This is a genomic window from Prevotella sp. AM34-19LB, from assembly GCF_003468525.1.
Classification (GTDB): Bacteria; Bacteroidota; Bacteroidia; order Bacteroidales; family Bacteroidaceae; genus Prevotella.
Genome location: NZ_QSIG01000030.1, coordinates 1 through 14476 on the forward strand (window position 1 = coordinate 1; position 14476 = coordinate 14476).

8 protein-coding genes and 3 pseudogenes are annotated in these 14476 nt (G+C 50.6%); all 11 read left to right on the plus strand.

The genetic code is table 11. The features are described 5' to 3' along the window. The first annotated feature begins 287 nt into the window (after positions 1–287). The 11 genes and pseudogenes from lon to DW830_RS10210 all read left to right on the plus strand — a co-directional run bounded on the left by lon (position 288) and on the right by DW830_RS10210 (position 14357). The gene (lon, locus tag DW830_RS10160; RefSeq protein WP_119249809.1) at positions 288–2765 is read left to right on the plus strand and encodes an endopeptidase La; all 2478 of its coding nucleotides are present in this window, start codon (positions 288–290) and stop codon (positions 2763–2765) included. Then, entirely contained in the window at positions 2762–3889 is a 1128-nt protein-coding gene (gene tgt, locus DW830_RS10165) for a tRNA guanosine(34) transglycosylase Tgt (RefSeq protein ID WP_119249810.1), read from the plus strand. Before lon ends, tgt begins: the two co-directional genes overlap by 4 nt. A 58-nt stretch (positions 3890–3947) precedes the next feature. Beyond that, positions 3948–5210 (plus strand): LptF/LptG family permease, encoded by a 1263-nt coding sequence (locus DW830_RS10170; protein ID WP_118312671.1) that lies wholly within the window; start codon positions 3948–3950, stop codon positions 5208–5210. A gap of 83 nt (positions 5211–5293) precedes the next feature. After that, positions 5294–7093: a DEAD/DEAH box helicase gene (locus DW830_RS10175; RefSeq protein ID WP_119249811.1), complete on the plus strand. Its 1800-nt coding sequence runs from the start codon at positions 5294–5296 to the stop codon at positions 7091–7093. A 603-nt stretch (positions 7094–7696) separates the two neighbouring features. Then, positions 7697–8577 (plus strand): annotated as a pseudogene (locus DW830_RS16585) (ComEC/Rec2 family competence protein). 39 nt (positions 8578–8616) lie between these two features. After that, on the plus strand, positions 8617–9156 hold the full coding sequence (locus DW830_RS16590) for a DEAD/DEAH box helicase (protein ID WP_233544478.1): 540 nt from the start codon (positions 8617–8619) through the stop codon (positions 9154–9156). Continuing rightward, a pseudogene (hrpB, locus tag DW830_RS10190) lies at positions 9153–11221 on the plus strand (ATP-dependent helicase HrpB). Before DW830_RS16590 ends, hrpB begins: the two are co-directional and overlap by 4 nt. Positions 11222–11261: 40 nt before the next feature. After that, complete coding sequence (locus DW830_RS10195; protein ID WP_117727864.1) at positions 11262–11723, plus strand: peroxiredoxin; 462 nt, start codon at positions 11262–11264, stop codon at positions 11721–11723. A 12-nt stretch (positions 11724–11735) separates the two neighbouring features. Further along, entirely contained in the window at positions 11736–12464 is a 729-nt protein-coding gene (locus DW830_RS10200; protein WP_119249814.1) for a sulfite exporter TauE/SafE family protein, read from the plus strand. Between the two features lie 59 nt (positions 12465–12523). Next, entirely contained in the window at positions 12524–13009 is a 486-nt protein-coding gene (locus tag DW830_RS10205; RefSeq protein ID WP_233544479.1) for an HD domain-containing protein, read from the plus strand. A 203-nt stretch (positions 13010–13212) separates the two neighbouring features. Continuing rightward, positions 13213–14357, plus strand: a pseudogene (locus DW830_RS10210) (dicarboxylate/amino acid:cation symporter). Positions 14358–14476: the final 119 nt, after the last annotated feature.

Genomic DNA, 14476 nt, shown 5'->3' on the forward strand with positions numbered 1-14476 from the left:
GGACATTGATGCTTGGACTACCGAGCACTTGTCCAAAAACTGGGTGACAGAACGAACCAAAACTCTCAAACAAGTGAGTTAATATTGGAACATAGAACTGGACACCCTAATTAATAATAATATCTAATAAAGAGGTGATTTTCGGAAAAAACGATGGGATTCTCGGCAAAAATTACTAACTTTGCACCCTATAAATATATATTCAAGAGAATATGCACTCCAAAAAGTGTTTATCAAAATAGAACAGAAATTCATATACACCCCAAAAAGTGTTTATCAAATAGAATATGAACAGAAATTCGAATACACAAATCCAGATGATAGCCGACTTTGAGGGCGATGCATCCGTATTGATACAAGAAAGGGAGGCAGGAATCTATCCTACCCTCTGCACTCGCGACCTGGTGGTTTTTCCATCCGTGCTTACTCCTATCTTGATAGGCAGGGCGGAAAGCAAGGAGCTGGCAAACATGCTGGAGCAAAATCCAGAAACAGTATTCTGCATCTTTTGCCAGAAGCATGCGGACATAGACTCACCTAATCAGGAAGACTTGTACGAAACCGGAACATTTGCCAAGTTGATGAGAGTCATCAATATGCCAAACGATGAGCATCAGAAGACCATCATCGTACAGGGTTTAGGCAGATGCAAGATGAAGCAGATTGTAGATAAGGAACCATTCTACCTTGCCGATGTAGAAAGTCTGCCAGAGACCTGGCCTACCGAAAAGGAAGCCGAAGATCCTATGTTCAAGGCATTGACCCAAACATTCTTCGAGGAATCTATCAAATTCATTCAGTACAATGAGAACATTCCCAACGAGGCTGTCTATGCGATCAATGAGATTACCAATCGCTTCGTGAAATGCAACTTCATCTGCACCTCCCTGCCTTTTACGGCAGAAGACAAGATCAAGATGCTGGAACAGGAGAAGCTGTCAGAGCGACTGATAGAGGCACTCAAGGCCTTGCACAAGGAGCAGAAACTGCTCTACCTGCAAAATGAAATCAGGAACAAGACGCAGTTTGATCTCGACGAGCAGCAGAAGGAATATTACCTGAAGCAGCAGATCAAGAACATCAAGGAAGAGCTGGGCGAAGGCGAAAGCAGTCCGGAAAAGAAGGAGCTGCTCGAAAAAGCCAAGACCAAGAAATGGAACGAGGCAACCCAGAAGGTTTTCCTGAAAGAGTTGGCCAAACTCGACAACATCCATCCCCAGAGCCCAGACTACCCTATCCAGCTCAACTATCTGCAGACGCTGGTAGATTTGCCTTGGGGCGAATACACCGAGGATGACCTCAGCCTGTCTCATGCCCAGAAGATTCTCAACCAGGACCACTACGGCATGGAGAAAGTAAAGGAACGCATCCTGGAATATCTTGCCGTAAGATCCCTGAAGGGTGGAATGCAGAGTCCGATTCTCTGCCTCTATGGTCCTCCGGGAGTCGGCAAGACCAGTCTGGGCAAGAGCATTGCCAAGGCCATGAAGCGCAAATACGTGAGAATGTCTCTGGGCGGTCTGCACGATGAAGCCGAGATTCGCGGTCACCGCCGCACTTATATCGGAGCCATGCCTGGCCGCATTGTCAAGAACATCCTCAAGGCAGGCAGCAGCAACCCAGTCTTCATCCTCGATGAGATAGACAAGGTTTCAGCCAACAACCACCAGGGTGATCCAGCGTCAGCCTTGCTTGAAGTACTCGACCCAGAGCAGAACAACACCTTCCACGACAATTACCTGGATGTGGATTACGATCTCTCTAAGGTTCTCTTCATCGCAACCGCCAATGACATCAGCTCAATCCCACGTCCTTTGCTCGACCGAATGGAGCTCATCGAAGTAGGCGGCTACATTACGGAGGAGAAGATAGAGATTGCCAAGCGCCACCTGATTCCGAAGGAATTGGAGAATACAGGTCTCGACAAATTCACCCCGAAGGTAAGCTTCAACAAGGCAGCCATCGAGGGCATCATCGAGCACTACACCCGAGAAAGCGGTGTGCGCCAGCTCAAGAAACAGATCAACAAGGGACTGCGCAAGATGGCCTACAAGCTCGCCTATTCCAAGGAATTGGAGAAGCCATCCATCACCGCAGCAGACCTGAAGGAGATTCTCGGCACCGCCCCATTCACCCGCGACATCTATCAGGGCAACGATTATGCAGGAGTAGTAACAGGACTTGCATGGACCTCTGTGGGCGGCGAGATTCTCTTTATCGAAACCTCGCTGAGCAAGGGAAGACAGGGCAAGCTTACCCTGACCGGTAACCTGGGAGACGTGATGAAGGAATCGGCTATCATCGCCTTGGAATACATCAAGGCGCATATCGACCTGCTGGGCGTGGATTACCGCATCTTTGAAAACTGGAACATCCATATCCACGTACCCGAAGGTGCAACGCCAAAAGACGGTCCTTCGGCAGGTATTACCATTGCCACCAGTATCGCTTCGGCCATCACCCAGCGCAAGGTTCGCAAGAACATAGCCATGACCGGCGAGATTACCCTTCGCGGCAAGGTGCTCCCAGTGGGAGGCATCAAGGAGAAGATCCTGGCAGCCAAGCGTGCCGGCATTACCGACATCGTGATCTGCAAGGAAAACGAGAAGAACATCCTCGACATTCCAGAGAAGTATCTCAAGGGCGTAGAGTTCCATTATGTAGAAGATGTAGCAGATGTCTGGGAGTTTGCCCTCACCGACGAGAAGGTAAAGCACCCTATCGACTTCACCATTCCTGAAAATGACAAAAAAGAAAAGAAATGAAATTTGAACTACAAGTAACAGATAAGGCAAGCGATGCTCGCACCGGCATCATCACCACTGACCACGGACAGATCAAGACTCCGATCTTCATGCCTGTGGGAACTGTGGGCAGCGTAAAGGGTGTACATTTCGAAGAATTGCGCCAGCAGGTAAAGGCCCAAATCATCCTGGGAAACACCTACCATCTCTACCTGCGCCCGGGACTCGAAGTCATCAAGGCGGCAGGCGGACTGCATAAGTTCAACGGCTGGGACCGTCCTATCCTCACCGACAGCGGCGGCTTCCAGGTATTCTCGCTTACCGGAATCCGCAAGCTCAGAGAAGAGGGCTGCGAGTTCCGTTCCCACATCGATGGCAGCAAGCATTTCTTCACACCAGAGAACGTGATGGATACAGAACGCATCATCGGTGCCGACATCATGATGGCTTTCGATGAGTGTCCTCCCGGACAGAGCGACTTTATGTATGCGAAGAAGAGTCTGGAGATGACCCAGCGCTGGCTCGACCGCTGCATCAAGCGCTTCGACGAGACAGAACCTCTCTACGGTTATCAGCAGAGCCTCTTCCCTATCGTCCAGGGTTGTACTTTCCCAGAACTGCGCCGCGAAGCAGCCAAGTACATTGCCGACAAGGGAGCCGACGGAAATGCCATCGGCGGTCTTGCCGTAGGCGAGCCTACCGAGGTGATGTACGAAATGATCGAGGTGGTGAATGAGATTCTTCCAAAGGACAAGCCTCGCTACCTGATGGGCGTAGGAACTCCCCAGAACCTGCTCGAGGCCATCGAGCGCGGTGTTGATATGTTCGACTGCGTAATGCCAACCCGCAACGGCCGCAATGCGATGCTCTTTACCTATAATGGTACGATGAACATGCGCAACAAGAAGTGGGAGATGGATTTTAGTCCAGTGGATCCAGACGGCTGCGACATCGACCAGATTACCACCAAGGCCTACCTGCACCATCTCTTCAAGGCCCAGGAGCTCCTTGCCATGCAGATTGCCAGCATCCACAACCTCTCGTTCTATCTCCGTCTCGTTACAGATGCACGCCACCATATCGAGAAGGGCGACTTCGTAGAGTGGAAACGCTCTATCATCGATCAGCTCGGCCGTCGAATCTAGCTTGAGCGTTGAGCTTTGAACTTTATAGGATGCTCCTATACATATTTTACATTAAATGATGAAAGATTATAAATACATCAGAAAACATCGCAGACTGCTCAAGATGGGCAGAGCCTTCGAATCTCGCTTCGGCTGGCTCATTGCCATCCTGCAGCGCATAGCCCGCATTCTAGGCTGGATCGGGCACAAGCTGCGATTCCTCAGGGTGCTCAGGTATCTCAACCCACTGAGATACATCAAGCGGTTAGACTGGTACATTATCAAGAAGTTCGTAGGCTACTACTTCTTCTCGATTGCACTGATCATCTCCATCTCCATCGTGTTCGACTTCAATGAGAACCTGGCGAAGTTCACGGAGTATCATGCACCGGCCAAGGCCATCATCTTCGATTATTATGCCAACTTCATCCCTTACTTCGCCAACCTCTTCAGTGCGTTGTTCGTGTTTGTGGCGGTCATCCTCTTCACGTCGAAGCTGGCAGGCAACTCTGAAATCATCGCCATTCTGGCATCAGGTGTTTCCTTCAAGCGACTCCTTCGTCCTTACCTCATCACCTGCATCATGCTCTCAGCCTTGAGCTATGTACTCTCTGCCTACGTGATTCCTCACGGCACGGTAGTACGCCAGAACTTTGAGACGATGTACAAGAACAAGAAGAAGAATACTTCTGCCGAAAACGTACAGCTGCAGGTAGATAAGGGCGTAATTGCCTATATGCAGCACTACGACAACAACTCGAAGCGGGGTTACGGATTCTGTCTCGACAAGTTCCAGGACAAGAAACTCGTAAGCCACCTTACGGCGATGGAGATTCAGTATGATACGATCTCCGACAGCAAATACCACTGGAAACTGAGCAACTGGAAGGTGCGCCAGCTGAAAGGCATGAAGGAGCACATCACCAGCGGAGCACAGAAGGATACGCTGATTACGATGGAGCCTACCGACCTGGTTTATTCCAAGGGTCAGCAGGAAACCTTCACCAGTCCGGAACTGAAGGAGTATATTTCCAAGCAGATCAACCGCGGTTCGGGCAATGTGGTGCAGTATCAGGTAGAATACCACAAGCGCATCGCCGCCTCGTTTGCCTCCTTCATCCTCACCATCATCGGAGTGTCGCTTTCATCGCGCAAGCGTAAGGGAGGAATGGGCTTATCCTTGGGAATCGGTCTTGCACTGAGCTTCGGCTACATCATGCTGCAAACCGTATCGGCAACCTTTGCCATCCAGGCAAACTTCCCTCCGGCACTTGCCGCCTGGTTGCCGAACATCATCTTCGCCTTCGTTGCCTACTTCTGCTACCGCAAGGCACCAAGGTAATTAAACATTGAAACAAAGAACCTTGACCATTGGAACGGATGAAGATCCATCCGGCCCATTGGTCAACAAAAGAAAGGAAAAGAATGTATTTCGACGAATTAGATTTGAATGACAACGTGCTCGACGCATTATACGACATGCGCTTCGACACTTGCACCCCTGTACAGGAAAAATGTATCCCTGAGATATTGGAAGGTCACGACGTATTGGGCGTGGCACAGACCGGAACGGGTAAGACAGCAGCCTATCTGCTCCCTGTATTGAGCAAGCTTGACGATGGCGGCTATCCGAAAGACGCCATCAACTGCGTCATCATGTCGCCAACCCGCGAGTTAGCCCAGCAGATAGACCAGGCCATGCAGGGCTTCGGCTACTACCTGCAGGATGTGAGCAGCGTGGCTGTTTATGGCGGCAACGACGGCAACCGCTACGATCAGGAGCTGAAGAGCCTCCGCATGGGTGCCGATGTCGTGATTGCTACTCCAGGTCGCCTCATCACCCACATTTCCCTGGGTAATGTAGATTTGAGCAAGGTAAGCTTCTTCATTCTCGATGAGGCCGACCGTATGCTCGACATGGGTTTCTCAGAAGATATCAACACCATCGCTTCCAAGTTGCCAAAGACCTGCCAGACCATCATGTTCTCTGCCACCATGCCTGAGAAAATTGAGGAACTTGCCAAGGCCCTGCTCAAGGATCCTGTAGAGATCAAGCTTGCCGTAAGCAAGCCTGCCGAGAAGATCAAGCAGGAGGCTTACGTTTGTTACGAGACCCAGAAGATGACCATCATCAAGGATATCTTCAAGGCTGGCGATATGAAGCGCGTCATCGTGTTCAGCGGCAGCAAGATGAAGGTAAAGCAGCTAGCTGCTGCCCTTCAGCAGATTGGCATCAACTGCGGTGCAATGCACTCCGACCTGGAGCAGGCAGAGCGCGATGATGTGATGTTCAAGTTCAAGAGCGGTCAGTTCGACGTACTGGTTGCTACGGATATCGTGGCTCGTGGAATCGATATTGATGATATCGAGATGGTCATCAATTATGACGTTCCTCACGATACTGAGGATTATGTTCACCGCATCGGCCGTACAGCCCGTGCCAACCGCGATGGTAGAGCCATCACCTTCGTCAACGAGGAAGACCAGTACTGGTTCCAGCAGATTGAGAAGTTCCTGGAGAAGGTGGTAGAGAAGATGCCGCTGCCGGAAGGTTGCGGCGAAGGCCCAGAATACATCAAGCTCAACAAGCCTTCAAAGCGCAACAATGGTCGAAAGGGCAAGGGCGGAAAGCAGGGCGGAAACAACCGCAACGGCAACCGCGGCGGCAACAATAACAGCAACGGCGAGGGCAAGAGCAAGACCAGCGCCAAGAGCCGCAGACAGAAAGACCGCGACCAGACTTCACACAAGCGCAAGCCAAACAAGCCAAACGAGCGTCAGGAAAAGACTCCTCAGAACAATGGAGAGAATGGTGCACAGAAGAATCACGAGAATGATGCACAGAAGAATGGCGAGTTCAAGAACAATGAACAGAGAAACGCTGAGCAGCACAACGGCGAGCAGAAGAACCGCAATAACAACAAGCGCCGCAACAATAAGCAGCGCAACAACAATAAGCAGCGCAACAACGAGAACGGCAACCAGCAGGGCAATCAGCAGTCTAACGGCAACCAGCGCCCAGGCAATGAGAACAACGTTCGTCCTGGAAGCAATGGCCGAGGCAGAGGCGTAGCCCAGAAGAAGCAGGGTGGCGCTCAGCAGAACCAGCAGAAGAAGGGAACTGAGAATTCCGGTCCTCGCAAGTACGCTCCTGTTGTCAATCCACAGAAGAACGATAATCCTGTGAAGAAATTCATCAAGCGTATCTTCGGATTCGGCAAATAATCTCAAGAGAGAGAGTAATCTCCCGAAATGACGTATTCCTGCTTCCAGGCAGGCTTATACATTATTATATATATGAGAAGCCCGATAAGAGAGTTGGACTATCCCAACCTTTTGTCGGGCTTCTCTTTTTTAAACGAACCTGAAAACACGGCTAAAATGGACAGAAATAAAAGACTCCCAGTCACTCCGCTGATGTTCTTCAGCCTCATACTATCACTCAGCATCATCACAGCCAGATACAGCTATGATTACTTCTCCACGCGCTATTGGCTCATCGCAGCCATCATTACCATAGCCTTAGCCGGCTGCTGCTATGTACTCAATGAAAACCGTCAGCTTTTCCGGCTCTTCTTCAGAAAAATCAAGCAGCTGGTCCTTCTTCAGAGCCTCTTTCTGTCGCTCTGCCTGTTCTGTCTGGGCGGTTTCATCACCTCCCATCATATCGATAAGACGAAAACGCCTGGCAGCATCATGACCTACCAGTCACTCTCCCCCATCGACCGCACCATCCTGGCAAGCCGTTCCTTCCGCCAGCAGCTGGAACAGCAGCTGCATACTTATCATATCGACGGACAGGATTTCGCCGTGATTTCTGCGATGGCGATGGGCGATAAGGGTTCACTCAACCAGGAAACCAAGGAGAGCTTTTCCATCTCCGGCACAAGTCATATACTGGCAGTTAGCGGCTTGCACATAGGCATTATCTTCCAGCTCTTCGTGATTCTTCTGGGCGGAAAGCGCCGTTCCAGACCCACCATTGCCCTATCCCTCGTTGCCGTATGGGCGTATGTCGTCTTTATCGGCTTTCCCCCTAGTGCCGTCAGATCAGCCTCCATGCTCAGCATCTACAGTTTCTGCCTGCTAGCCCTGCGCCCAGACCTTTCGCTCAACACCCTGGCGCTAGCTATGTCATCATGCTGTTTCTGAATCCCTTCCATCTTTTCGACATCAGTTTCCAGATGTCCTTTCTCGCCGTGGCTTCCATCCTTATGTTCTATCCCCCACTCTTCGGCCTGCTCAAATCCCACGGCAAGATCATCCGTTGCCTCTGGGGACTATTCAGCGTATCCCTGGCGGCACAGATAGGTACGCTTCCGCTCATCGTCTATTATTTCGGCAGAATATCCTGCTACTCCCTGTTCACCAGCTTCATCGCCATCCCGGCAGCCACCCTCATCCTCTATCTTTGTGCCCTACTCCTGCTGCTTTCTCCGCTTACCTACATTTCCAACCTTGCCTCCGTCGGCACCTGGCTGATGCAACTTGTAGCAGCAGTACTTGCCAGCATTACCCAAGCCACCCATACCGCCTTCCGGCTTACCAGTCTGTTGCCGGGTGCCAGCATAGACCATCTTCATCTGTCACTCCTTCAGTTAATGCTTCTCTATCTGGCAGTCGTATCTGGTTACCTGGTCCTTGCCAAATGGAACCAGATAAGGGAAAAAATCTACAAGATTCACCATTCTCATGCATTACCTTTCTAATCATTTGCCCATCACAAAAATAATGTGTATCTTTGCAGTATGAATTACGATAGAATCAAACAGCAGGCAGGTCATCTTCCTGCCTTCCAGATAGCCGACGCCATCAACAGCACCCTGAAGGAGTCGGCAAACCTTGTTGTCACTGCTCCGCCGGGAGCCGGAAAATCCACCGTGCTTCCACTCACCCTCCTCGGAGCCACCCCACAGGGAAAGATTCTGATGCTGGAACCACGTCGCCTTGCTGCCCGTCAGATAGCTGAACGAATGGCAAGCATCTTGGGCGAACCCGTGGGCAAGACCGTGGGTTACCGGGTACGCTTCGAGAATAAGGTTTCTTCAGAAACCCGCATCGAGGTGCTCACCGAGGGAATACTTACCCGAATGCTCATCCATGATGCCACGCTCGAAGGAGTGAGCGCCGTCATCTTCGATGAGTTTCACGAGCGAAGCATCAACTCCGACCTGGCGCTTGCCCTCACCCGACAGGCACAGGAGATAATCCGCCCCGATCTGAAGATCATCATCATGTCGCTACCATCGATGCTTCTGCCATCTGCGAGGCTCTTCGGGCGCCATTGATAGAGAGCGTAGGAAGGATGTTTCCCGTAGAGACCATTTATTCTGAGACCGACATTGTGCGATACGATATATATAAAGAGGTGGCAGCTACCATCCTCAAGGCTGCAGATAGGTACGAGGGAGATATTCTGGCTTTCCTTCCTGGACAGTCGGAGATTCTGAAATGCAAGGAGATATTGGATGCAAGCCTCAGCAGAGCAGCAGCTTCATCATCTGCATCAGCTTCATTATCTGCTGCTTCATCATCTGCTGCAGAACTTTCCGTTCCTCAGGTTTATCCGCTCTACGGCAATCTTCCACCCGAGAAGCAGCGCCTCGCCATAGCCCCTTCGAAAGAGGGAGAAAGGAAAATTGTGCTCGCCACACCTATCGCAGAAACCTCACTTACCATCGAAGGCGTGAGGATCGTGGTGGATTCCGGACTTTGCCGAAAACTGGTTTACGACGCCCGAACGGGATTGAGCCACCTGGAAACCGTTACCATCAGCAAGGATATGGCAACCCAGAGAAGAGGACGAGCCGGACGAGTGGCTGAAGGAATCTGCTACCGGTTGTGGACTCAGACCTCGGAACATCTGATGGAAGACCAGCGCCGACCGGAGATAGAGGAAGCTGACCTTACATCGATGGTGCTCGACATTGCAGCCTTTGGCGAGAACAATCCCCAGTCACTGCTCTGGTTTACTCCACCACCAAGCAGTAACCTACTCAATGCCAAGGAATTGCTTCTTTCTCTTGAAGTGATAGAACCGGATGGCAGCATCACCCCATTGGGCAGGAAGATGGCAACATTGCCTTGTCATCCGCGCATCGCCAAGATGATGATGAGTTCAGAATCTTCTGCACTCAAAGCTCTAGCCTGCGACGTTGCCGCCCTGCTGGAAGAGAAAGACCCGATGAGCGATTCAGAGGATTCGGATATGGCGCTGCGTCTCTCCATCCTCCGTTCGCAGCGACAGAAAAACAGTCTGGGCAGATGGGCTCGCATCGCCCAGATTGCCCAGGAATACCGCAGGATGCTCAAGGTGAAGGAAGACAATGAGCCGGTGGATGCTGAGGAGGTGGGCAGACTGATTGCCCTAGCCTATCCTGAGCGCATCGCCATGGCCATCGATAATATCGGACATTTCAGAATGTCGAACGGCAAGACAATCTTCATCGATTCAAGCGATGCAATGTCGGCGCAGCAATGGATCGCCATCGCCTCACTCAATGTATCTGCCCAGCCGTCGGGCACGAATGCTTCCACCCCGCTTCCGTCTTCAGGAAAGGCAGGCAGGGTGTTTCTCTCGGCTCCCGTAAACATCAACGACCTCCCTACCCACGAGTTCGACAACATCTCGTGGGACAGTAAGGCGGGAATGATCAGGATGCAGAGAGAGCGGCGCATCGGAACCCTGGTGGTAGATAGCAAACCACTCCAGGATGCCGACAAGCAGCAGATGATCCATATCCTCTGTACCGCCATCCGGAAGGAAGGACTCAGCATGCTGGATTGGAACGAAGACGTTCAGCGGCTGCAGCGGAGAGTGGCGCAGGTAAGAGAGTGGCATCCGGAAATGGAGTTGCCCGATTTATCCACCACACACCTGATGGAGACAGCCAGCGAATGGTTGCCCTTCTATCTGGACCAGGGCGGAAAGCTCAAGACGAGCACCGCCGAACTCAGGAAGCTCAATCTCCAGGAAATACTGTGGGCACAGATTCCATACGAGCAGCAGCAGGAAATAGACCGCCTCGCCCCCACCCACATCGTGGTTCCATCGGGCAGTCATATCCGCATCGACTATCGTCAGGGAGCCGAGGCACCCATCCTCAGTGTCCGGCTGCAGGAGTGCTTCGGAATGACTCAGACGCCAGCTGTTGATGATGGCAGGCAGCCTCTGTTGCTGGAGCTGCTCTCTCCAGGTTTTAGCCCGTTCAGCTTACGCAGGATCTCGCCAGCTTCTGGCAATCCACCTATTTCGAGGTACGCAAGGAGCTGAAGCGCCGCTACCCCAAGCATTTCTGGCCCGAGAATCCATTGGAAAGTGAGGCGGTAAGAGGGGTAAAAAGGAAGAAATAATAGATAGAAGAATAGTATAACTTTTAAATAATATATAATTATGAATGTAGGAGATAAAATACCAGAGATTCTTGGCATTGACCAGGACGGACGTGAAATCAAGGCAAGCGACTATCGTGGTCGCAAGATTGTACTCTACAGCTATCCGAAGGCTAACACCAGCGGATGCACTGCCGAAGCCTGCTCCCTGCAGGCTCATAAGGAGGAACTGGCAGCAGCCGGTTACGAGATTATCGGCGTGAGCAAGGACAAGCAGGCGCTGCAGAAGAAGTTTGCAGAAACCAAAGGTCTGCAGTTCCCTCTTATTGCCGATACAGAAACCACTCTGTTGCAGGAACTCGGCTGCTGGGGCGAGAAGGTAACCTGCGGCAGAAAGACCATCGGAATCCTCCGCACTACCTATCTTGTCAACGAAGAAGGCGTCATCGAGAAGATCTTTACTCCAAAGGAGATCAAGACCAAGATTCATGCAGAGCAGATTCTGGATTACATCCATCAATAAGCCTACAGCAGAATGGACAATATTGTCATCGAACTTTTTCTGTTGAGCATCGGAGCCAGTTTTGTGCAACGCACCACTGGCTTCGGTTTTGGCATCTTCATCATGACGATGCTCCCCTCCATCATGCCCTCTTACGGTGAGGCAACAACCCTCTCAGGCATCCTGGCGATGACAACCTCCCTGATCATCGTCATTCAGAAATACAAGTACATCACCTGGAGGCGGTTGCTGCCCATTCTGTTCACCTTCATCATCATTTCCATCGGAGCCATCTTCGTGCTCAAGCGGATGGAATATCACATACTGAACATATTGCTCGGCATTACGCTGATCATCGTGAGCATCTACTTCGCCTTCTTCAGCAAGCGCATCAAGGTAAAGACAACGCTTCCTGTGCAGGTTACGGCAGGAACATTGAGCGGATTGATGGGAGGATTCTTCGGAATGCAGGGACCACCAGCCGTACTCTATTTCGTCAGTTCAGAGCCCGACAAGGATCGCTATCTGGCGATGACGCAGACCTATTTTCTGGTAGGCAATCTGATGATGACTTTGGCAAGAGCCTACAACGGTTTCTTCACCACCACGGTCTCCATAGGTTATGTGTATGGAATAGCCGGAGTCTTCATTGGCAACCTGATAGGCTCCTGGGTGTTCAGGCACCTCAGCGGCTCCCTGCTCAAATACATCATCTATGCCTATATCGGAATCAGCGGATTAACCTTCCTTCTGGGGGCGTAGCGTATGGAGGCTATAGGTAATTGAAATAAGAAAAAAAGAATTTTAAAAAACATAAGATTATGACAAACAATGAATTGATACTCGCCCAACTGATGAGGGCGATGATTAAGTACGATGGTGGCGATGCGCCACTCATCCAGCATTTCGTAAAGGTGCACGACTTTGCCCGTATGATTGCGATAGCAGAGGGAATGACCGGAGAAGAACTCTTCGTGCTCGAAGCAGCAGCCATTCTTCACGATGTAGGCATTCACGTTTCACAAGCCAGATACGGCAACTGCGATGGCAAGCACCAGGAAGAACTGGGTCCTGACGAGGCAAGAAAAGTACTGTCAGAAGTTGATGGATTCACAGCCGCGCAGACAGAAAGAATCTGCTGGCTCATTGCCCATCATCATACTTATAAGGATGTAACCAGCCTCGACCATCGCATTCTGCTCGAAGCAGATTTCCTGGTCAACTCCTTCGAAGCCCACCTTGCTCCCGAGGCATCATCACCTTCCGCAATCATGTATTCCGCTCGGAGTCAGCCATCAGAATGCTGAATGATATGTGGGGGTTGGAATAAGGAGAATACTTTTGTCTAAAAAAATAATAATTTAAAATCATGGTAAAAACAATGAATGATATAGGAAATAGACAGCCGGATAGCAATGCTGGCAGCAGTAAGCAAAAAGGAGTGAAGAATAAGCAAACCCAGCAGCTGTTACTATGGATTGGCGCTTTGATAGTAGGCGCAGTTTTGGGTATGTTCGGCATCAGCTGGCTGGATGGCCTGATGAATTTCATCGCCACGGTCTATACCCGCTTATTCCAACTTCTGGCAGTACCAACCATAGCCTTGGCTGTCATCACAACCCTGGCTTCCTTGGGCAACCAGGCAGATACCGGAAAGATATTCCGCCACGCCATCACCTACACCCTGCTCACGACGATAGCAGCTGCAGCAGTGGGGCTGGTGCTCTACAACATCGTTTCTCCAGGCAATTTACCTACAGCCTTGGTACAGAGCGGTATGGCGGATGTTCCCCAAAAGCTGGGAGAAACCAGCTATTATGACCATATTCTTGGGGTAATACCCAACAACATCATCAAGCCGTTTGCCGAAGGAAATGTACTCTCCATCCTGATTTTGGCGGCAGCAGCAGGTATTGCTTTAACCAAAATGCCATCAAGCGATAAGAAAGAAGTCGTGATGAAAGGATTGTTTGGATTGCAGGATCTGCTCTTCATGCTGATTCATGGATTAATCTGGCTTTGCCCCTGGGTATCGTTGCCTTTGCAGCACAACTCTCAGCCCAGTTCTCTGCAGGAATCGTGATGGCTTCTCTGGGAAAATACGTAGCCGTTATCCTGGGCGGTAATGTCATTCAATTCTTCATCATCCTCCCGCTCTTCCTCTTGGCAAGAGGCTTGAATCCTGTGCGAACATTGGGCAAGATGATGCCGGCAGTATTGATGGCTCTGTTTACAAAGAGTTCGGCTGCTACGTTGCCGGTAACGATGCAGACAGCAGAAGATAGACTGGGAGTTTCCAATCAGGTTTCCCGCTTCGTATTGCCTATCTGTACTACCATCAACATGAATGGCTGCGCTGCGTTTATCCTCGTAACCTCCTTATTCCTGATGCAGAATGGAGGAATGCCCTTACCTTGGACTACGATGATTCTCTGGCTCTTCATTTCAGTTATCTCGGCAGTGGGTAATGCAGGAGTGCCGATGGGATGTTATTTCCTGACCCTATCTCTGATGTCCGGCATCAATGCTCCTATCGGCATCATGGGCATCATCCTGCCAATCTATACCATTATCGACATGGTAGAAACGGCAGAGAATGTATGGTCAGACTCCTGTGTCTGCGCCATGGTAGATAAGGACTTGAAAGAGCAGTAAATATAGAATAAACACCTAGCATATAAAATAGAACATCAACCTGTAGTGATGAAGATAAAGAATCACCATAGGCTGATGTCTATTTACACAAAGCGTTGATTTCCTTAACCTTTATTTCT

Excerpts from the sequence above, each read along its gene's own strand:
- lon (WP_119249809.1), top strand. The coding sequence starts at position 288 with ATGAACAGAAATTCGAATACACAAATCCAGATGATAGCCGACTTTGAG.
- DW830_RS10195 (WP_117727864.1), top strand. The coding sequence starts at position 11,262 with ATGAATGTAGGAGATAAAATACCAGAGATTCTTGGCATTGACCAGGAC.
- DW830_RS10200 (WP_119249814.1), top strand. The coding sequence starts at position 11,736 with ATGGACAATATTGTCATCGAACTTTTTCTGTTGAGCATCGGAGCCAGT.
- DW830_RS10205 (WP_233544479.1), top strand. The coding sequence starts at position 12,524 with ATGACAAACAATGAATTGATACTCGCCCAACTGATGAGGGCGATGATT.
- DW830_RS10170 (WP_118312671.1), top strand. The coding sequence starts at position 3,948 with ATGAAAGATTATAAATACATCAGAAAACATCGCAGACTGCTCAAGATG.
- tgt (WP_119249810.1), top strand. The coding sequence starts at position 2,762 with ATGAAATTTGAACTACAAGTAACAGATAAGGCAAGCGATGCTCGCACC.
- DW830_RS10175 (WP_119249811.1), top strand. The coding sequence starts at position 5,294 with ATGTATTTCGACGAATTAGATTTGAATGACAACGTGCTCGACGCATTA.
- DW830_RS16590 (WP_233544478.1), top strand. The coding sequence starts at position 8,617 with ATGAATTACGATAGAATCAAACAGCAGGCAGGTCATCTTCCTGCCTTC.